Origin of the sequence: Methylophilus sp. Leaf414, from assembly GCF_001425425.1 — a bacterium.
Lineage (GTDB): Bacteria > Pseudomonadota > Gammaproteobacteria > Burkholderiales > Methylophilaceae > Methylophilus.
The window spans coordinates 12,531-30,756 of the sequence record NZ_LMQQ01000005.1 but is presented as its reverse complement, the minus strand read 5'-3'; the positions used below and the strand labels follow the sequence as shown (position 1 = coordinate 30,756).

Below are 18,226 nucleotides of genomic sequence, written 5' to 3'. Positions count from 1 at the left end.
TTTAAGTATCACTGTCTCATTTAAGTTGACAATATATGCATTCATTTGAAGAGATGCGTTTTTTTATTGAAGTGGTCAAACATGGCAATTTCACCAGCGCTGCTAAAGTGCTGGGGATTTCCAAACAGCTGGTCAGCCGTCGTATCATTGTGCTTGAAGCGCGTTTGGGTGTGCGTTTATTGCAACGCACAACGCGCAAGTTATCACCCACAGAAACGGGAAAAGTTTTTTTCCAGCGTGCTCAGCATATTTTGCAAGCCATGCATGACGTAGAAGTTGAAATCAGTCATCGTTCGGATAAATTACGCGGCTTACTCAAAATCTCCACCCCGCTTTCATATGCCAACTTGAGGTTGGCGCCTGCGTTGACCGCCTTTATGCAATTGCATCCCATGCTTGAAATCTGGCTGGATGCAGATAACCGGCAAGTGGACATCGTCAGTGAAGGTTATGACATGGTCATTCGTGTCACTGACCAGCCGGAAGAAGGGATGGTGGCGCGCAAACTGGAAGATGCTGCCATGCGTTTTTGTTGCAGCCCGGACTACATCGCGCGTCATGGCGCACCCGGATCTCCACATGCATTAACATCACATGCGTGCCTGACACACCGTGCCAGCGAGTGGATATTCAATGAAAACGACCAGCTGCAACGCATTCATATACAACCACGCTTAAGATCCAACCATGGTGAGGTGTTGCGCGATGCCGCGATTGCAGGACTGGGTATCACAGGCTTACCCGCATTTTATGTGATGGAGGCGCTACAAACCGGAAAGCTGGTAGAGGTGCTGGCTGATTACACCATACAACAGGCAGGTATTTATGCCATGTATCCTTACCATAAGCAGGTTTCTGCGAACACGCTGGCATTGGTGGCACATTTGCAGCAATGGTTCGGATCAGGTGAAACCAGATCCGAACCATTGAGCGCAGATCACTGATTAAGAACCAAACGCTTGCCGTTATCCACGCTGTAACCGCCAGGCCCAAAGGCGATGACGACAAGTAGCCCGCCAATAATGGTGATGTTTTTCAGGAACATGATGACCTGTACCGGATCGGCCATATTGCTATGAAACGTCAGCGCCGTGACAAAAGTAAAAATGGCGATCCCCGCTGCCGCCAGTTGCGACCGGAATCCGACTAATAAAGCTATGCCTAATCCCAGCTCCACGAACAATGCCACCGCATAGGCTATCTGCGGTAATGGTAAATGAGCACTTTCAATATAGGCGATAGTACCCGCAGGATCCAACAATTTAGTAATGCCGCTGATAACAAAAATTAAAGACAATAAAACACGCCCCATAAAACTAACCCAACGCTGCCGAACATTCATACTGAATCGCTCCTAATCGTTTTTGGACTCGCCGTCCGCTCGATTCTTTGATCGCTACGGACATCGGTATGATGCATGCCGGTGAAAGGCAGAGTTTGTTACCACTCAGCTAATCAGCCCTCCCTGAACACCGGTGTATCACATTTGTTACTCTGCACCATTCTTGGCTGAAATGCCAGCATGATTTGACTTTGTAATTTAACAATGTTAAGTTAACGTTGTTAACAATAAATTCCGTTACCGAATTCATGCCCCCAAAAGTAAAAACAGATGCTGAAAAACTGGCTATCCGCACCGTCATCATCGATGCGGCACGAGACCTGTTTATTCATCACGGGGTAGATGCAGTGACCATGCGCGGCGTGGCGAACAAGATCGGCTATTCAGCCACCAGCATTTACCTTTACTTCAGCGACAAGGAACAATTACTGCGTGCAGTGGTGGATGCCGACGCCCTTAAGCTGGCACAGGCGCTGCACTCTACTTTAGCCATCAGCGATCCGCTGGAACGGTTTTTGCAGTTTGCCCAGCATTATGTGCAGTTTGCGCTGGCTAACCCCAATCATTACCGCATGATGTTCATGACGCCACATCTTCCTTGCGACCCGGCATTGTCAAGCATTGAACAACATAACCCTGAACAGGATGGCTATGCCCAGCTGATAGGTGTGGCTACCAGCGCTTGCGCGGCCGGCATATTTAAAGATGAATTTAATCATCCTGTTCTCCTGGCACAAACCGTATGGGCATCCATGCATGGTTTGTGCGCATTGCAGATCAACATGGCCGATGATGCCTGGATCAATTGGCAGCCTATCGAAGCCCGTATCGATTTCATGATGCGCATGTGTTTACAAGGATTGTTGAAAGTTACTCCACATGAATAACGCTTTTTTACTGACGCTATGCTTCAGCCTGCTACTGGGTGCCTGCCACAAGGAAAACCAGGAAGTTGCCGCCCCACGCCCGGTATGGGTGATGAAGGTGGGTACTACAGATACTCATGCAAGTGGAAGTTACACCGGTGAAGTTCGCTCGCGCTACGAATCCAGCATCGGCTTCCGCATTGCAGGCAAGATTACTTCTCGTGATGTGAATGTGGGAGACATGGTTAAGAAAGGCCAGTTGATTGCCCGGCTGGACCCGAATGATTCCCGGCTTAACGCGCAGGCAGCCAGTGCCGAGGTGCAGACTGCGCAGGCCAACCTGTCACTGGCAAAATCAGAACTAGCCCGTCGCGAGCAGCTTTACCAAAAACAATTCATTTCCAAATCCGCACTGGAAAGCTACGAGACCCAGGTCAAAACCTCGCAGGCTCGCCTGGCACAAGCCCAATCGCAAGCGGCAGTCAGCCAGCACCAAACCGCCTACACACAACTACTCGCTGATCGTGCAGGGGTAATCGGCATGATTCAGGCAGAACCTGGACAAGTGGTTGCCGCCGGGCAGACCGTTGCGCAGATTTATGATTTGCAGACACTTGAAATCCAGATTTCTGTACCGGAAACTACCATAGCGGAGCTGAAGATCGGGGATACGGCACTGGTCACGCTTAAGGAATCAGCACAGCCATATACCGGACGTATCCGTGAAATTTCACCAGCGGCTAACAGCCAGACACATGCTTTTGATTTACGTATCCAGCTACTCAATATTGATCATCGCATCAAGCTGGGAATGACTGCAGACGTAATGTTCTCTGAGGCGAATACCGCGCAAAAAATTATCGTCCCTTCCACCGCGGTGACGCAAAATGGTCAACAAGCAGCAGTCTGGGTAATTGATCCGCAACAGCAAGCACATCTGCGCCCGGTCACGACCGGCTTACTCAGCGAACAAGGGATAGAAATTACTTCTGGCCTGCAAGCAGGCGAAATTATCGCCACTATCGGCGTGCATACATTGACCGAAGGCATGCAAGTACAAGCGGTGACGCCTGCACCCGAGGTGCTTCGCTAAATGACTGCACCTAATATGCCGGATAACCAGCAGCACCCTGAGCTACACCAGCGCTTTAACCTCTCGACCTGGGCATTGAAAAATCAGGCTTTGGTGCTGTATTTTATTATCCTGACTCTGATAGGCGGTGTACTGGCGTATACCCACCTCGGGCAATCTGAAGACCCGCCATTCACTTTCAAGGTGATGCTGGTCCGCGCCAGCTGGCCAGGGGCATCAGCCCAGGAAGTCGAGCAGCAAGTCACTGACAGGATAGAGAAAAAACTGCAGGAAATTCCCTCTATCGATTACACCAGCAGCTATTCAAGACCTGGTGAATCGGTGGTTTTCATTGTGATCCGTGATAATACTTTCTCGGAGAAGATTCCCGAATTATGGTATCAAATACGTAAAAAGATAGGCGATATCCGCCACACTTTTCCCAGCGACCTGCAAAGCCTGACCTTTAACGATGAGTTCAGTGATGTCTACGGCACTATGTACGCCATCACGGCCGATGGCCTTAACCCGCAGCAACTGAAACGGCAGGCTGAATGGGTACGGTCACGCCTGCTCAAACTACCAGATGTGGAAAAAGTCGATCTCTTCGGTGAACAGCCACAGAAAATTATTATCGAGATCTCCAACCAGAAACTGACCTCGCTGGGAATCAGTCCGGCCCAACTGGCGCAGATGCTGAAACAGCAAAACACAGTCATCGGTTCAGGCACATTTGATGCAGGGCCGGAACGCATCAGGCTCAGCGTGAGCGGGCGCTTACAAACATTAGAAGATTTGCGTCAGTTTCCTATTCGCGCTGATAATCAAAACCTGACCCTGGGGGAGATTGCTACCATCAAACGCGGTTACGCTGATCCGCCTGCACAACGCATACACTTCAACGGCCAGTCGGCATTATTGATTGGTGTCAGCATGCAGCAAGGCGGCGATGTGATTGCACTGGGTGAAGCGTTGCAACAAAACATCACCAGCGTACAAAAGCAGCTGCCGGTAGGTGTGCAACTGCACCCTGTAACGTCACAGCCGGATATTGTCCAGCACTCGGTACAAGACTTTGTACATTCCCTGACCGAAGCCTTGATCATTGTGCTGGCAGTCAGCCTGCTCTCTCTAGGCTGGCGGACCGGCATCGTGGTCGCGGTGGCAATCCCGATCGTACTCGCAGGCACCTTCCTGATGATGGACTGGTTTGGCATAGGCTTGCACAAAATCTCGCTAGGGGCCTTGATCCTGGCATTGGGCTTGTTAGTGGATGATGCCATTATTGCGGTAGAGATGATGGCATCGAAAATGGAACAGGGCTGGGCGCGTATGGACGCGGCCTCATTTGCATTCACCTCCACCGCGATGCCTATGCTTACCGGCACGCTGGTCACTGTGGCCGGTTTTTTGCCGATTGCTATTGCAGTGTCTTCTACCGGGGAATATACCCGTTCCATTTTCCAGGTATCCGCAATTGCGTTGACTTTGTCCTGGGTGGCTGCGGTGATCGTCGTGCCGTTTTTAGGCTATCACCTGTTACCTGATGCTGCGCAGCAAACCAGTGCGCCTGGCGGGTTAATGCAAAAAATAAAGTATTTCCTGGGCTTTAAACAAAAGCCTGAAAGCGAAGCAAGCGCTCACCACCACAATATCTATGAGACTAACTTTTACAAGCGCCTGCAGGGCATTGTCAGCTGGTGTGTGATGCACAAAGGTATGGTCATTATTGCCACCATCATCCTGTTTGCAGTTTCGATGTTCAGTTTTGGCAAAGTACAACAACAGTTTTTCCCGGACTCCACCCGGCTGGAAATTGTGGTCGACTTGCGCCTGGCCGAAAATGCCAGTGACCAGTCCACCGATGAGGCGGTGAAAAAGCTTGAGCATTGGTTACAGCAATGGCAAAAAAATCACGCTCCAGTACAAAATGTAGTGTCTTATGTCGGCTCAGGAGCCCCGCGTTACTATTTGCCCCTGGATGTGCAACTGCCTCATCGCGCGTTTGCGCAACTGGTGATTCTCTGTGACAACTTGCAACAGCGGGAATCTTTACGTAACGATCTGCTGACATTGTTCGAACATGACTTCCCGCAACTGCGCGCGTCTATTCTGCGGCTGGAAAATGGTCCGCCGGTGGGTTTCCCGGTGCAATTTCGTGTCGACGGACAGGATCTGCAGGCCATCAGGGAGGTCGCGCACAAGATTGCCGATGCCATGCGCGCCAACCCACATTTGCGTAATGTACAGCTAGGCTGGGAAGAGCCAAGTAAAGTGATTCATGTGGATATCGACCAGCACAAAGCCAGGCTGTTAGGGGTGAGTTCGCCCGATATCGCGCAATTGCTGAATACGCAGTATTACGAACAAGTAGTCAGCGAATTCAGAGAAGGCAATGAACGGATAGACCTGGTGATGCGCAGTACCGAGGCAGAACACAGCAAGCTCTCGCAACTGGCGCAACTCACGGTATTAAGCCAGCGTGGAGAGCGTGTCCCCCTGGCGCAGGTTGCCAATATCCATGACGGGTTTGAAGAAGGCGTGATCTGGCGGCGTAATCGCGTGCCTTCGCTCACGGTGCGCGCCCACTTGCGAGGCAATATGCAAGCGCCGGTAGTGTCTACACAAATCACGCAAGCGATTCAGCCCATATTGCAGAAGCTGCCTGCCGGTGTAACTGTAGAAACTGGCGGCGCGATAGAAGAATCAGCCAAAGGTGCCAAATCAGTGGCCAAAGGTGTGCCCTTGTTTTTCGCGGCGGTTTTTACTTTACTGATGTTGCAGTTACGCAGTATCTCGAATGTTTTACTGGTGGTGCTCACTGCCCCATTAGGGATGATAGGCATCACCTTCGCCCTGTTGTTGTTTAATATGCCGTTTGGCTTTGTGGCCATGCTCGGCAGCATTGCATTATCCGGCATGATCATGCGCAACTCGGTGATTCTGGTCGACCAGATTAACCAGGATATCGCAGAAGGTGCTTCGCTGGAACAGGCAGTTGTGCAATCTACCGTACGCCGCTTCCGCCCTATCGTGCTCACTGCCGCCGCTGCCATTTTGGCGATGATTCCGCTGACACGTAGTGTGTTCTTCGGACCGATGGCCGTCGCCATTATGGGCGGCTTGGCAGTGGCTACTGTACTTACCATTTTGTTTGTACCAGCCCTGTATACATTATGGGCAAGGCTTACCGCAAGAACCGCGAAATGATGACGCAATAAACTATAATACTGAGACCAGACAGGCATTAAATGCAGGACAGGATTTAAAAGGTAATTGCCTTGAATTCTGCAAATAGATGGACATTGAACTTACACACAGGACTAGACCATGACAGACCAGGCAACCGCACGTTTTAACATGATTGAGCAACAGATCCGCACCTGGGAGGTGCTGGACCCTAAAGTACTGGCAACACTCAACAGTATCCCGCGTGAAAAATTTGTCCCGGATGCTTATCGTGGGCTGGCCTTTGCCGACATTGAGATTCCCTTGGCGCATGATCAGCAAATGCTGAGCCCTAAAGTGGAAGGCCGTTTTTTACAGGCTTTGCAATTGCAGGCGACGGACAAAGTATTACTGATAGGCGCTGGCAGTGGCTATTTGGCAGCCTTGATGGCTCAACACGCTGCGCAAGTGACCGCGCTTGAGATATTCCCTGACTTGTGTGAATTAGCCAGCCAGAACCTGAGCAAACAAGGCATCCAGAATGTGCAGGTGATAGAAGCTGATGGTCATAGCGGATTGGAATCCAATGCGCCGTTTGACGCGATTGTGTTCACTGCCTCAAGCCCGGTAGAGGCTGAAGGCGTCCGTCGCCAGCTGAGCATAGGTGGTCGCATGTTGATTGTGCTTGGTAAAGCCCCGGTCATGCAGGCAACCTTGATCCAGCGCCTGGCAGAGCACAGCTACAAACAGGACGTGCTGTTTGAGACCAGCCTGACTGAAATGCAGAACGCACCGCAAGCACAAGCATTCTCTTTCTAAGCTACATTAACGCTCTATGAATATCTTGTCACGGGTTTTGCTACTGACCGCCTTGTGCATACCGCAAGCCATTCTGGCAGCGTCACAAAGCTTGATGGACGTGTATCAGGAAGCCAAAGCCAATGACCCGGTGCTCGCTTCTGCTGGGAGTGCGAATCAGGCCGCGCAGGAAATCATAGAACAAGCCAAGGCCGGCTATCGGCCTTCGGTTAATTTTCTGGCAGGCGCCAATGCCAACCGTACCGATTTAAAGATTATCGGTAGTCCGGCGCCTTTCCCCGGCGGACGCAATAACTTTGAAGGCTACCAGGCCCAGCTGCAAGCGAGGCAACCAATCTTTCGCAAAGAAAACCTGGAACGCATAGACCAGAGCAAAGTGCAGGTCAGCATTGCAGACAAGCAATATCACCTTGCCCAGCAAGGGCTGATGTTGCGCACTACGCAGGCTTACTTTGATATGTTGCTTGCGCAAGATCGCATCACCTTGATCGAAGCGCAGAAAAAAGCCATTCAACGCCAGTTGCAACAGGCAAATGCGAATTTTGAAGTAGGTACCGCCACCGTGACCGATGTCAATGAAGCGCAGGCGCGTTATGACCTGATTGCCGCGCAAGAACTTTCTGCACTAAATGACATGGAAATTGCCAGACGCAGCCTGCAGGCGATCACAGGCAAACTGCCAGAGCAACTCGTCAGCGTTCGCGAAGATATACAGGTCACACCCAATCTGAAAGCCATGCAGGAGTGGCAGGATGTCACTAATGCCAGCAACCTCAATATCCAGATCCAGCAGGAAACCGTGCAGGTCAGTGAAAAAGACATTGAAATTGCGCGTGCCGGACATTACCCGGCAGTGGATGCGGTTGCAAGCTACCAGGATAGTTACAGCAATGGCGGCCAGTACGGGTTTGGCGGCGACCTGAAAAGCGCCAGTATTGGTGTGGAAGTCTCCATGCCGCTATACCAGGGTGGCGCCGTTACCTCCCGCGTGCGACAGGCCGCTTTTAACCGGCAAAAAGCACTGGATGACTTGCAGAATGCATTGCGCCAGACCACACTGGAAACCCAGCGCGCCTATTTGAACCTGAATACCAGCATCGCCCAGGTGAAAGCGCTGGAGCAGGCGCTCAAAAGTAGCCAGAGCCAGATGGACTCCACCCAGCTAGGTTACGAAGTCGGTATACGCACCAGCGTAGATGTGCTCAACGCACAACAGCAATATTTCAGCGCCAACCGTGACTTATTGCAGGCGCGCTACAACTATCTGGTCAATATTATCCGCCTCAAAACCGCCAGTGGCATTGTATCGGAAGCGGATTTGCAGGATATAGACCAGCAACTGGCAAGGAAATAGTATGAATACCATCATAGCAAGCACGGACGCCGTCTGGATGCTGGTCGATGTGCAAACACGCTTATGTGCAGCCATGCAAAAAGACGCCATGTCCGCCGTGGTGAATAACATTCAGCGCCTGATCCAGGGCGCACAATTCCTCAATATTCCCCTATGGGTGACTGAGCAGTATCCTGAAAAACTGGGCGAAACGCTGCCGGAATTGCAGGCTCTGTTACCAGAGTACACACCACGTTTCGGCAAGCTGGCTTTCTCCGCCTGGCATGAAGCAGCCTTGCAGGAGTCTTCCGTCAGCGTCGCACCACAAGTTGTACTGTTTGGCTTGGAAGCCCACATCTGTGTATTGCAAACCGCATTAGATGCACTGGCTTCCGGCAAGCAGGTATTTGTGGTTGAAGACGCAGTGATCTCACGCAATGAAGCCCATCGTTTAAATGCGTTGGCGAGATTACAGGCAGCAGGCTGCATCATTACCAATACAGAATCAGTGTTATTCGAGCCTATGCAAGGTGCAACGCATCCGCAGTTCAAAGCGATCTCTGGGCTGATTCGCTAACTAGACTTACTGCAAAAATGAATCAAATCGAATGGAGTGACTTCACCAAAGTAGAGTTACGCGTGGGACGCGTACTTTCTGCAGAGATATTTCCCGAAGCGCGTAAACCCGCCTATAAGTTACAAATCGATTTTGGTGCTGAGATTGGTATCCGCAAATCCAGTGCCCAAATCACAGCGCACTACACCCCGGAAGTACTGGTAGGAAAACTGGTCGTCGCGGTGGTCAATTTCCCCCTTAAACAAATTGGGCCTTTTATATCTGAATGCCTGGTCACTGGCTTTCACGATGCGGAAGGCAATGTCACATTGTGCATGCCGGAACATGAAGTGCCTTTAGGTAGCAAATTGCTGTAACACAAGACTTACAGAAGAAAGTCATCGATGCATATCCGTGAAGCAACTCTGGCAGACTTTGAGCAGATCTGGCCATTTTTCCATGAGATCGTTTCTGCTGGTGAAACCTATGCCTACCCGCGTGACACAACCCGGGAACAGGCGATTACATTATGGATGGAGACGCCACGAAAAACCTTTGTCGCAGAAGAAAACGGGCAGATATTAGGTAGCTATTACATCAAAACCAACCAGCCTGGTGGCGGTGATCATGTCTGCAATTGCGGTTATATGGTGTCATCCGCTGCGCGTGGTTTAGGTCTTGCGACAACCATGTGCGAGCACTCGCAGCAATTGGCAAAATCATTGGGTTACCAGGCCATGCAGTTCAACTTTGTTGCCTCCAGTAATGAAGGTGCTGTGCGCTTATGGACCAAACTGGGATTTGAAACAGTAGGCAGGTTGCCAAAAGCATTCAGACATCCAAGCAAAGGCTATGTCGATGCACTGGTGATGTACAAATGGCTATCAGAACGATGAAAGGAGAAAGGTCATGACCTATAAAGGCAGCTGCCATTGCGGCAATATTGCATTTGAGGTGCAAGGTGAAATCACCGGCGCGTTAGCCTGTAACTGTTCCTTTTGTCAGCGTAAGGGGTCTTTGCTCTGGTTTGTACCCTTCACAGAATTAAAGTTGCTGACTCCTGAGTCCGCTATCAGCACTTACACATTCAATAAACACGTCATCAAACATCATTTCTGTCCTATATGCGGCATTCACCCTTATGGTCAGGGGATGGATGCGAAAGGCAATGCCATGGCTGCTATCAATATCCGCTGCATTGAGGATATCGATCTGGGCAGTATCCCTGTGCAACATTACGATGGTCGTTCCGCTTAACAAAGTGCTCCCAGAAGGAATGGCCCTGAAATTTCTTTGCATGTGTGATTACGATCTTCAACAGTTTGCGACTTATCTGCTCAGGATATCAGCGTGATTGCGCAAGCTTGTAAACTCAATAAAAAAGCCCGCTTGCGCGGGCTTTTTACTTCACTGCTAATTACTCAGCAGCTGGTGCTTCTTCTCTTGCAGGAGGGTCGATCAAGGCTTTGATGCTTAAGCGAACTTTACCTTTGTCATCTAACTCAACCACTTTCACTTTCACGATGTCGCCTTCTTTGAGGTAATCACCTACTGCTTTCACACGCTCGTGGGCAATTTGTGAAATATGTACCAGGCCATCTTTACCTGGCAACAATGTCACCACAGCACCGAAATCAAGGATCTTGACCACTGGGCCTTCGTAAACCTGGCCAATTTCGACTTCAGCGGTAATCGCAGCAATACGACGTTGCGCTTCAGCACCTTCTTCTGCACTGGTGCAGGCGATTTTCACGGTACCATCTTCTTCGATATCGATGCTGGTGTTGGTTTCTTTAGTCAGCGCCTGGATCACGGAACCACCTTTACCAATCACGTCACGGATTTTGTCCGGATTGATTTTCATAGAGATGATACGTGGCGCAAATTGTGACATTTCGGTGTTTACACCAGACACAGCCTCTTTCATCAGGCCCAGGATATGCGCGCGGCCTTCTTTGGCCTGTGCCAGGGCTACTTGCATGATCTGTGCTGTGATGCCGGTGATTTTGATGTCCATTTGCAGTGCAGTAATCCCTTTATCGGTACCTGCTACTTTAAAGTCCATATCACCCAGGTGATCCTCGTCACCCAGAATGTCAGTCAGCACCGCGACGCGGTTGCCTTCTTTAATCAGGCCCATCGCCACACCGGCAACATGCGCAGTCAGTGGCACGCCAGCGTCCAGCATGGACAAGCAACCGCCACAGACAGAAGCCATAGAGCTGGATCCGTTAGATTCAGTGATCTCAGAAACGACACGGATGGTGTAATCAAAATCACCTTTGGCTGGCAATACTGCTTTCAATGCGCGCTTAGCCAGGTTGCCATGGCCGATTTCGCGGCGTTTTGGCGTACCTACACGGCCAGTTTCACCAGTGGCGAACGGAGGCATGTTGTAGTGCAGCATGAAGCTGTCGTAGTACTCGCCACCCAAGGCATCAATGGTTTGCTCATCTTTACCGGTACCCAAAGTAGTTGCTACCAGCGCTTGTGTTTCACCACGGGTAAACAGGGCAGAACCGTGCGTGCGTGGCAATACACCGGAGCGGATCACGATAGGACGCACGGTGCGGGTGTCACGGCCATCAATACGTGGCTCGCCATTCAGGATCTGGCTACGAACGGTTTTCGCTTCCAGCTTGAAGAATTCGTCTTTAATCTTGTTGGCTTCAAGCGTAGAGGTTTCTTCGGTGATTAAAGTGCTCATCACGCGGGATTTCACTTCATCCAGCTTGGCAGAACGCTCGCCTTTGGATTTGATTTTGAATGCCGCATTGATGTCATCAGCAGCAATTGACGAGATTTTTTCGATCAATGCAGTGTCTGGTTCTGGTACTGTCCAGTCCCAGGCATCTTTACCAGCTTCGTTAGCCAGTTCGTTAATGATTTTAATCACAGATTGCATTTGCTCGTGACCGTAAACCACGGCGCCTAGCATGACGTCTTCCGGCAACTCTTTAGCTTCGGATTCAACCATCATTACAGCAGTTTCAGTCGCAGCCACTACCAGGTCCAGTGCTGACTCGGTCAGTTGTGAAGCGGTTGGGTTTAAAACGTATTCGCCGTTAATGTAACCCACGCGAGCAGCACCCATAGGGCCGTAGAATGGGATACCTGACAATGCGATCGCAGCTGAAGCACCAATCATGGCTGGAATGTCAGCATCGATTTCAGGATCGTAAGACAATACGGTGGCTACGATTTGCACTTCATTGTAGAAGGCGTCAGGGAATAAAGGACGCATAGGGCGGTCGATCAGACGCGCGGTCAATGTTTCTTTTTCAGAAGGGCGGCCTTCACGTTTGAAGTATCCACCCGGGATGCGGCCTGCTGCATAGGTTTTTTCCTGGTAATCCACAGTCAGAGGAAAAAAGTCCTGGCCCTCTTTGACTGTTGTTTTCGCAGTAGCTGCAACCAGTACCACAGTATCTCCGTAGCTCACCATCACGGCGCCATCCGCCTGGCGTGCCACTTCACCTGTCTCAATTGTCAGGGTGTGCGCACCAAACTGGATGCTTTTTTTAGTAATTTCAAACATTAGTTTTCCTTTTCTACCATGGCTATTCACTACCTAATAGCCAATCTCAACAATAGAAACTTGGAATAAGTATTTATTCCGCGTTTCGCGATATGCGGTGACTTCTGTCAGTGCGCTTTTGTTTTAATAAACAAAACATACCCACAGAAGCCACCCCAGTGGTGATTTTTATCCCTGATTATTTCGAACATTCCAGGGATTTTAAAAACAAAAAAGCCGAGGCAAGCACCATGCCATCGGCTTTTATTTCGTTAAAAGTGAGCTGTAATTTTCGTCACTTTAACCAAATTATTTACGCAGGTTCAGACGCTCAATCAATGTCTGATAACGACTAACGTCTTTACCTTTCAGGTAATCTAACAGGCTACGACGTTGGCTAACCATTGCCAGCAGACCACGACGTGAGTGGTTGTCTTTTTTGTTAGCTTTGAAATGCTCAGTCAGGTATGTGATACGGTTAGTCAACAAAGCAACTTGTACTTCTGGGCTAGCCGTGTCGCCTGGACTGCGTTGGAATTCTTTAATAATCTTTGCGGATTGTTCTGCGGTAACAGCCATCTTTATTTTCCTAATTAGCGTCAATATCGCTGCAGCCAGACAACCTATTTGCCTTACCGCGTCGACATTCAATTTACTCGAACCGAGCATTATAGAGACAAAGACTCACCTTGCAAAGAAATTTGTTTAAGTAAGTTTCTGTTTTTGCTAATTTTTTAGGCGTTTGGTACTGATGTTACTAAGCAAAATCTTTATAAAACGCTGCGCTTTCAGGCACTGCACCACGGATACCACAAATAGCGGCGGCAAATTTGGCCGCATCCGCAAGCATGGTTTGCCTAGGCATATCGGCTAGCAGGCCACGTATCACAATGGCAGTGTAAGCATCTCCTGCACCCACGCTATCGACGAATGCTGTTTTTAATGGCACTGGCGCCTCTCGGAAACTGCTACCATTTCCATCCAGCCAAAAACTGCCCTGCTCGCCACAAGTGACAAACATTTCACTTAGCCCAAATGTGTTCAGCAACTGCCTGGCTTGTGCATCCAGGTCAGGCGCTTGCGGCAACCCTAGCAATCTGGATACTTCTGGCAATTCTTCATGATTAATCTTCAGGACATCCGCCGCCTGCAAGGCTAACGCTACGTTGGTTTTGTCGTACCAGGGCTCACGCAGATTAATATCGCAAAACACCATGGCGCTATCACAGAGCTTTAACCATTGTTCCGCCACGCCCTGCATAGGCGCGTGCCTGAGTGCCAGGGTGCCAAAATAAATCAGCTGGGGTGTGTATTGCTGGGTTAATGCCTCTACCGGCAGCCAATCCAGAGCATCATAAGCCTGATTATCCAGGATTTCGAAGCGATGCCCGTGTGGCTCAAAATGTACGTGCACCTGCCCGGTTGGCAATGCGGCATGCTGCTGTACGCCTTTGGTAGACAAGCCCTTACGGTGCATTTCATCTAATATACGTTGACCCAGAGCATCCTTACCTACTGCGGTTAAGAGATGCACATCCAGCCCGAAGGCATGACAGTGCCGGGCTACATTGTAAGGCGCGCCGCCGATAATGGTTTGCTCGGGAAAAACATCTCCCAATACTTCACCTAAAATCATGACTGAATTTGACATACATTTATCCTGTTTTTTATTGGACCAACTTAAGACTGCTGAGATGAAGCAACCTTAAAAAATACCTCAAAAGCACTCTGTTAAAAGGTGTGACCGCAATCACAATCCATTGTTGCACTGAATAATTCATCATTTGTTGTTTAGATGGAAGAAGCTGAGACCAGGAGGATTTCAATAGATTGCATACTTCTAAACAAACCCTGCTATCGCTTTAAAACCGGGCACAGCAAAAGCATGACAGGCATGTCAGTAATTTTTTTATCTTTTGTGTGCATACGCGAATAACTTTGCTATAATGCGCCTCTTGCAATTCGGGGCGACCTGAATTGTTGTTGGCCAGATAGCTCAGTCGGTAGAGCAGAGGATTGAAAATCCTCGTGTCGGCAGTTCGATTCTGCCTCTGGCCACCACTTCTTCCATGCCTCCCGGCATATTACTCCTGGGTTTGTTGATGTCATTAAAACACTTAACACCGGATGATTTACACCCCTTATTGAATGACCCTTCGGTATTGCTGATTGATATCCGCAATGATCACGAGCTGGTCTCCGGCATATTGCCTGGTGCACTACATGTACCTTTGGGCAATCTGGCCACCGCGTTTAGTCAACTGCCGCAAGATAAAAAACTGGTGTTTTATTGCCGCAGTGGCGTACGCTCGGTATCTGCAGGTGAATTCGCGCTTGCGCAAGGCTGTGCTGACGTTTCTCACCTCGCGGGTGGCATATTGGCATGGGCAGGCGCAGGCTTGCCGATTGAACCTGCGTAGTTAAATATTCATTCCAGGACATTCAAATGGTAAGCGATAAAGAAGTGGATGCACGTAACTTGAATTGCCCTTTGCCTATTTTGCGCTGTAAAAAGGCCTTGAATGATTTAGCCCCGGCGCAAGTGCTTAAGATCATGGCGACTGACCCTGGCTCAAAAAAAGATTTCGATGCGTTTTGCCGCCAGACCGGCCACACCTTACTTGAATTGCAAGAGAGTGATGGCATTTTTACTTTCTGGATTAAAAAACGCACTGCATAACTGCTGTCAGAATCTATAAAAATAAATGAATAAAAAAGCCCGCATTTTGCGGGCTTTTTTTGTTTCCGGAGTTAGCGATTACTTCGCGTTTTCCAGGCTACCCATGGCTTTCGGATAGGTCACTACGCCCCAAGGCATATTTTTAACAGCGATCTGCTTGGTGACTTCAAGTTTTTCTGCATCAATCACGAGCACTGCATCAGATTTACCGCACGCCAACAGAATGTCTTTGTTATTTGGCGTAAAGCTGAAATGCCAGCAACGGTTACCGGTAGGTACTTCTTTGATTTTCTCAAAAGTTTTGGCATCAAACACTTGCAGCAATTTAGCTTTGTTTGTCGCAACAAAAATGCGGTCGCCTTTCGCATCATAGGCAATCCCATACGGTGTTTCGGCAGTGTCTACTGTACGTACCACATTAAACTCTTTATCCAGCACCAGGAATTTATTACCGAACTCCAGCGTTGCCAGGTAGGTATTTCCGTCTGGCGAAACCTTGATGCCGCGAGGGCGATCACCATGGCTATGCGTCTGCACGGTTTTGATCAATTCGCCGGTTTCGATGTTGTGTACGGTGACAGTATTGTCAGCCTCGTTGGTGATGACCAGTTGCTTGCCATCGGCTGAAAATTCAATCCCTTCAGTTTCCGGGCCGCCAGTGATTTCGCGTACTTTTTCACCTTTGGTTAAATCAACCACAGCGATTTTTGCCGGGATTTTTTCTTCGTCATCATCGTCATCGTCTTCTTCACCCGCTTTTGGTGGAGGCCCGCCTTTAGCGCTAGGTTCTGAAGACACGAAAGCATAGTTGCCACTCACGCGTACGAACTCAGGATTCTTGCCCACATTGATTTGCTGCAACACTTCACCGGTCGCAGTATCAATCACAGAGATGCTTTCGTTATCTTTAGTGGCGACAATCAGCTTCTTGCCGTCGTCAGTCACCGCCAAACCGCGCGGACCTTCAGCTTTGACGTTCAACTGTTTGGACACTTGCATGGTCACCAGGTCAATCACGTCTACACCAGCATCTTGCGTAGATACATAAGCTACCGGGCCGGCGCTCAGATTATCAGAGGCCGGCGCTACAGCTTCAGCAGCAGGCTCTTCCGGTTTGTTACAGGCAGCCACAGTGGCGACCAATGCCAGCAAAAGCAAACTGGTACGCGCGCGACGCGCTAAAGGTGAATTCAACATGCAATCTATCTCCTGATTATTATTTAAGTTTAATGACACCAGCAAAATTCATTCTCAGCTAGCAAGGCTTGCATACCGCCAATTTCGATCTAAAGCCAATATGAAATGGTTGATATAAACCACCACATTGGCTGATAAAGACCAAAAATATTTAGCCCAGGAATAACTGATAAGCAGGATTGTTACTTTCATCCCAGTAGGGATAACCAAGCTGCTTCAGAAATTGCTCGAAAGCCGCTTTGTCTTCCTGTGGCACCTGCATGCCGACCAGCACACGGCCGAAGTCGGCGCCATGATTGCGGTAGTGAAACAAGCTGATGTTCCAATTGTGACCCATAGATTCAAGAAAGTTCATCAATGCGCCGGGTTTTTCCGGAAACTCAAACCGGTAAACAACTTCGTTGCGCGCCTGTGGCGCATGTCCGCCGACCAGGTGGCGCAGATGCAATTTGGCCATTTCATTGCCAGTCAGGTCCAAAGCTTTCAGGCCTGCAGCATCCAGCGCGCGGATAATTTCAGCTGGTTCATTCGGATTTTGCACCGACACCCCAACAAAAATATGCGCATTTTTTGCGTCGGAATAACGGTAATTGAATTCAGTAATATTGCGGTTGCCCAGCAAGCGGCAGAAGGATTTAAAAGCACCAGGTGTTTCGGGAATCGTCACTGCAAACACCGCTTCGCGGTGCTCACCCAACTCGGCCCGCTCGGCAATAAACCGGAGGCGGTCAAAGTTCATATTGGCGCCGGAAGCAACGGCTACCAGGCTTTTGCCTTGCAGTTGATGTCGTTCAGCATAGGCTTTCAATCCCGCTACGGCCAGTGCGCCAGCGGGCTCCAAAATACTGCGCGTGTCTTCAAACACGTCTTTGATCGCGGCACAGATCTCATCGTTATCGACCACAATCATCTCATCGACATATTGCTGCACCAGTGCAAAGGTATGCTCTCCAACCTGCTTTACGGCGGCGCCATCGGCAAACAAGCCGACCTGCTCCAGCATGATGCGCTGGCCAGTTTTGAGCGATTCGGTCATGGCTTCGGCATCTTGCGCTTCCACCCCGATGACCTTGATTTCAGGCCGCAATGCTTTGACATAGGCGGCAATACCCGCCAGCAAACCGCCACCACCCACGCAACAGAAAATCGCCTCGATAGGTTCAGGATGGTCCTTCAAAACTTCCATGGCAATCGTGCCTTGCCCGGCAATCACATCCGGGTCATCGTATGGGTGTACAAAAGTCAGACCTTCGCTTTTTTCAACTTCGAGCGCATGCGCATACGCGTCAGAATAGCTATCGCCAAACAACACTACCTCGGCACCACGCGCCCGTACCGCATTGATCTTGATTGCTGGAGTTGTGGTCGGCATCACAATCACGGCACGACAGCCCAGTTTTTGCGCGCTCAGGGCGACGCCTTGTGCATGGTTACCGGCACTCGCGCAAATCACACCGCGAGCGAGCGATTCCTGCGGCAGATTGGCCATTTTGTTATAGGCGCCGCGCAATTTGAATGAGAATACCGGCTGCATATCCTCACGCTTGAGCAAGACCTGATTTCTAAGTCTTACAGACAGGTTTGGCATGATATCCAGCGGCGTGTGGCGGGCCACGGCATAGACTTGGGAGTGTTCGATTTTTTCGCGGTAGTCGGTGGTCATCAAATGCTTTAAG

18 protein-coding genes and 1 tRNA gene are annotated in these 18,226 nt (G+C 49.8%); 13 read left to right on the top strand and 6 right to left on the bottom strand.

The features are described 5' to 3' along the window. The first annotated feature begins 35 nt into the window (after positions 1–35). The gene (locus tag ASG24_RS12730; RefSeq protein WP_235562419.1) at positions 36–944 is read left to right on the top strand and encodes a LysR family transcriptional regulator; all 909 of its coding nucleotides are present in this window, start codon (positions 36–38) and stop codon (positions 942–944) included. Here the strand turns inward: ASG24_RS12730 and ASG24_RS12725 are convergent. Next, on the bottom strand, positions 938–1,342 hold the full coding sequence (locus tag ASG24_RS12725) for a DoxX family protein (protein WP_055872084.1): 405 nt from the start codon (positions 1,340–1,342) through the stop codon (positions 938–940). The genes ASG24_RS12730 and ASG24_RS12725 overlap by 7 nt on opposite strands. A gap of 248 nt (positions 1,343–1,590) precedes the next feature. Between ASG24_RS12725 and ASG24_RS12720 the strand changes: the two genes are divergently transcribed. The 9 genes from ASG24_RS12720 to ASG24_RS12680 all read left to right on the top strand — a co-directional run bounded on the left by ASG24_RS12720 (position 1,591) and on the right by ASG24_RS12680 (position 10,413). Next, positions 1,591–2,229: a TetR/AcrR family transcriptional regulator gene (locus ASG24_RS12720; RefSeq protein ID WP_055828970.1), complete on the top strand. Its 639-nt coding sequence runs from the start codon at positions 1,591–1,593 to the stop codon at positions 2,227–2,229. Then, complete coding sequence (locus ASG24_RS12715) at positions 2,222–3,301, top strand: efflux RND transporter periplasmic adaptor subunit (RefSeq protein WP_055872083.1); 1,080 nt, start codon at positions 2,222–2,224, stop codon at positions 3,299–3,301. Before ASG24_RS12720 ends, ASG24_RS12715 begins: the two co-directional genes overlap by 8 nt. Beyond that, positions 3,302–6,490 carry an efflux RND transporter permease subunit gene (locus tag ASG24_RS12710; RefSeq protein WP_055872082.1) on the top strand — a complete coding sequence of 1,063 codons (3,189 nt, stop codon included), beginning with the start codon at positions 3,302–3,304 and terminating at the stop codon, positions 6,488–6,490. A 120-nt stretch (positions 6,491–6,610) separates the two neighbouring features. Further along, complete coding sequence (locus ASG24_RS12705) at positions 6,611–7,267, top strand: protein-L-isoaspartate O-methyltransferase (RefSeq protein ID WP_055872081.1); 657 nt, start codon at positions 6,611–6,613, stop codon at positions 7,265–7,267. Positions 7,268–7,283: 16 nt separating this feature from the next. Beyond that, complete coding sequence (locus tag ASG24_RS12700; protein ID WP_055872080.1) at positions 7,284–8,621, top strand: TolC family outer membrane protein; 1,338 nt, start codon at positions 7,284–7,286, stop codon at positions 8,619–8,621. Position 8,622: 1 nt separating this feature from the next. After that, entirely contained in the window at positions 8,623–9,177 is a 555-nt protein-coding gene (locus ASG24_RS12695) for an isochorismatase family protein (RefSeq protein WP_055872079.1), read from the top strand. 17 nt (positions 9,178–9,194) lie between these two features. Continuing rightward, entirely contained in the window at positions 9,195–9,533 is a 339-nt protein-coding gene (locus ASG24_RS12690; RefSeq protein ID WP_055872078.1) for a tRNA-binding protein, read from the top strand. Between the two features lie 27 nt (positions 9,534–9,560). Continuing rightward, complete coding sequence (locus ASG24_RS12685; RefSeq protein ID WP_055872077.1) at positions 9,561–10,052, top strand: GNAT family N-acetyltransferase; 492 nt, start codon at positions 9,561–9,563, stop codon at positions 10,050–10,052. Positions 10,053–10,065: 13 nt separating this feature from the next. Continuing rightward, positions 10,066–10,413 carry a GFA family protein gene (locus tag ASG24_RS12680; RefSeq protein WP_055872076.1) on the top strand — a complete coding sequence of 116 codons (348 nt, stop codon included), beginning with the start codon at positions 10,066–10,068 and terminating at the stop codon, positions 10,411–10,413. A gap of 160 nt (positions 10,414–10,573) precedes the next feature. On the opposite strand, the gene pnp is transcribed toward ASG24_RS12680, so the two are convergent. The 3 genes from pnp to ASG24_RS12665 form a co-directional block, all read right to left on the bottom strand. After that, complete coding sequence (gene pnp / locus ASG24_RS12675) at positions 10,574–12,694, bottom strand: polyribonucleotide nucleotidyltransferase (RefSeq protein WP_055872075.1); 2,121 nt, start codon at positions 12,692–12,694, stop codon at positions 10,574–10,576. A gap of 288 nt (positions 12,695–12,982) precedes the next feature. Next, positions 12,983–13,252: a 30S ribosomal protein S15 gene (gene rpsO / locus ASG24_RS12670; RefSeq protein WP_055828993.1), complete on the bottom strand. Its 270-nt coding sequence runs from the start codon at positions 13,250–13,252 to the stop codon at positions 12,983–12,985. Between the two features lie 178 nt (positions 13,253–13,430). Further along, positions 13,431–14,324, bottom strand: coding sequence for a PfkB family carbohydrate kinase (locus ASG24_RS12665; protein WP_055872074.1), 894 nt, complete (start codon positions 14,322–14,324; stop codon positions 13,431–13,433). 334 nt (positions 14,325–14,658) lie between these two features. On the opposite strand from ASG24_RS12665, the gene ASG24_RS12660 reads away from it, so the two are divergent. The 3 genes from ASG24_RS12660 to ASG24_RS12655 all read left to right on the top strand — a co-directional run bounded on the left by ASG24_RS12660 (position 14,659) and on the right by ASG24_RS12655 (position 15,353). Further along, a tRNA-Phe gene (locus tag ASG24_RS12660) sits at positions 14,659–14,734 on the top strand. 41 nt (positions 14,735–14,775) lie between these two features. After that, positions 14,776–15,093, top strand: a complete 318-nt coding sequence (locus ASG24_RS14480) for a rhodanese-like domain-containing protein (protein ID WP_162241169.1) — start codon at positions 14,776–14,778, stop codon at positions 15,091–15,093. 26 nt (positions 15,094–15,119) lie between these two features. Continuing rightward, positions 15,120–15,353, top strand: coding sequence for a sulfurtransferase TusA family protein (locus ASG24_RS12655; protein ID WP_055829000.1), 234 nt, complete (start codon positions 15,120–15,122; stop codon positions 15,351–15,353). A gap of 78 nt (positions 15,354–15,431) precedes the next feature. On the opposite strand, the gene ASG24_RS12650 is transcribed toward ASG24_RS12655, so the two are convergent. Then, positions 15,432–16,550: a beta-propeller fold lactonase family protein gene (locus ASG24_RS12650; RefSeq protein ID WP_055872073.1), complete on the bottom strand. Its 1,119-nt coding sequence runs from the start codon at positions 16,548–16,550 to the stop codon at positions 15,432–15,434. Between the two features lie 151 nt (positions 16,551–16,701). Continuing rightward, on the bottom strand, positions 16,702–18,213 hold the full coding sequence (ilvA, locus tag ASG24_RS12645) for a threonine ammonia-lyase, biosynthetic (protein WP_055872072.1): 1,512 nt from the start codon (positions 18,211–18,213) through the stop codon (positions 16,702–16,704). Positions 18,214–18,226: the final 13 nt, after the last annotated feature.

What these genes read in the sequence shown, in the direction of transcription:
- ASG24_RS12730 (WP_235562419.1), top strand. Translation starts at nt 36, where the DNA reads ATGCATTCATTTGAAGAGATGCGTTTTTTTATTGAAGTGGTCAAACAT.
- ASG24_RS12725 (WP_055872084.1), bottom strand. Translation starts at nt 1,342, where the DNA reads ATGAATGTTCGGCAGCGTTGGGTTAGTTTTATGGGGCGTGTTTTATTG.
- ASG24_RS12720 (WP_055828970.1), top strand. Translation starts at nt 1,591, where the DNA reads ATGCCCCCAAAAGTAAAAACAGATGCTGAAAAACTGGCTATCCGCACC.
- ASG24_RS12715 (WP_055872083.1), top strand. Translation starts at nt 2,222, where the DNA reads ATGAATAACGCTTTTTTACTGACGCTATGCTTCAGCCTGCTACTGGGT.
- ASG24_RS12710 (WP_055872082.1), top strand. Translation starts at nt 3,302, where the DNA reads ATGACTGCACCTAATATGCCGGATAACCAGCAGCACCCTGAGCTACAC.
- ASG24_RS12705 (WP_055872081.1), top strand. Translation starts at nt 6,611, where the DNA reads ATGACAGACCAGGCAACCGCACGTTTTAACATGATTGAGCAACAGATC.
- ASG24_RS12700 (WP_055872080.1), top strand. Translation starts at nt 7,284, where the DNA reads ATGAATATCTTGTCACGGGTTTTGCTACTGACCGCCTTGTGCATACCG.
- ASG24_RS12695 (WP_055872079.1), top strand. Translation starts at nt 8,623, where the DNA reads ATGAATACCATCATAGCAAGCACGGACGCCGTCTGGATGCTGGTCGAT.
- ASG24_RS12690 (WP_055872078.1), top strand. Translation starts at nt 9,195, where the DNA reads ATGAATCAAATCGAATGGAGTGACTTCACCAAAGTAGAGTTACGCGTG.
- ASG24_RS12685 (WP_055872077.1), top strand. Translation starts at nt 9,561, where the DNA reads ATGCATATCCGTGAAGCAACTCTGGCAGACTTTGAGCAGATCTGGCCA.
- ASG24_RS12680 (WP_055872076.1), top strand. Translation starts at nt 10,066, where the DNA reads ATGACCTATAAAGGCAGCTGCCATTGCGGCAATATTGCATTTGAGGTG.
- pnp (WP_055872075.1), bottom strand. Translation starts at nt 12,694, where the DNA reads ATGTTTGAAATTACTAAAAAAAGCATCCAGTTTGGTGCGCACACCCTG.
- rpsO (WP_055828993.1), bottom strand. Translation starts at nt 13,252, where the DNA reads ATGGCTGTTACCGCAGAACAATCCGCAAAGATTATTAAAGAATTCCAA.
- ASG24_RS12665 (WP_055872074.1), bottom strand. Translation starts at nt 14,324, where the DNA reads ATGTCAAATTCAGTCATGATTTTAGGTGAAGTATTGGGAGATGTTTTT.
- ASG24_RS14480 (WP_162241169.1), top strand. Translation starts at nt 14,776, where the DNA reads ATGTCATTAAAACACTTAACACCGGATGATTTACACCCCTTATTGAAT.
- ASG24_RS12655 (WP_055829000.1), top strand. Translation starts at nt 15,120, where the DNA reads ATGGTAAGCGATAAAGAAGTGGATGCACGTAACTTGAATTGCCCTTTG.
- ASG24_RS12650 (WP_055872073.1), bottom strand. Translation starts at nt 16,550, where the DNA reads ATGTTGAATTCACCTTTAGCGCGTCGCGCGCGTACCAGTTTGCTTTTG.
- ilvA (WP_055872072.1), bottom strand. Translation starts at nt 18,213, where the DNA reads ATGACCACCGACTACCGCGAAAAAATCGAACACTCCCAAGTCTATGCC.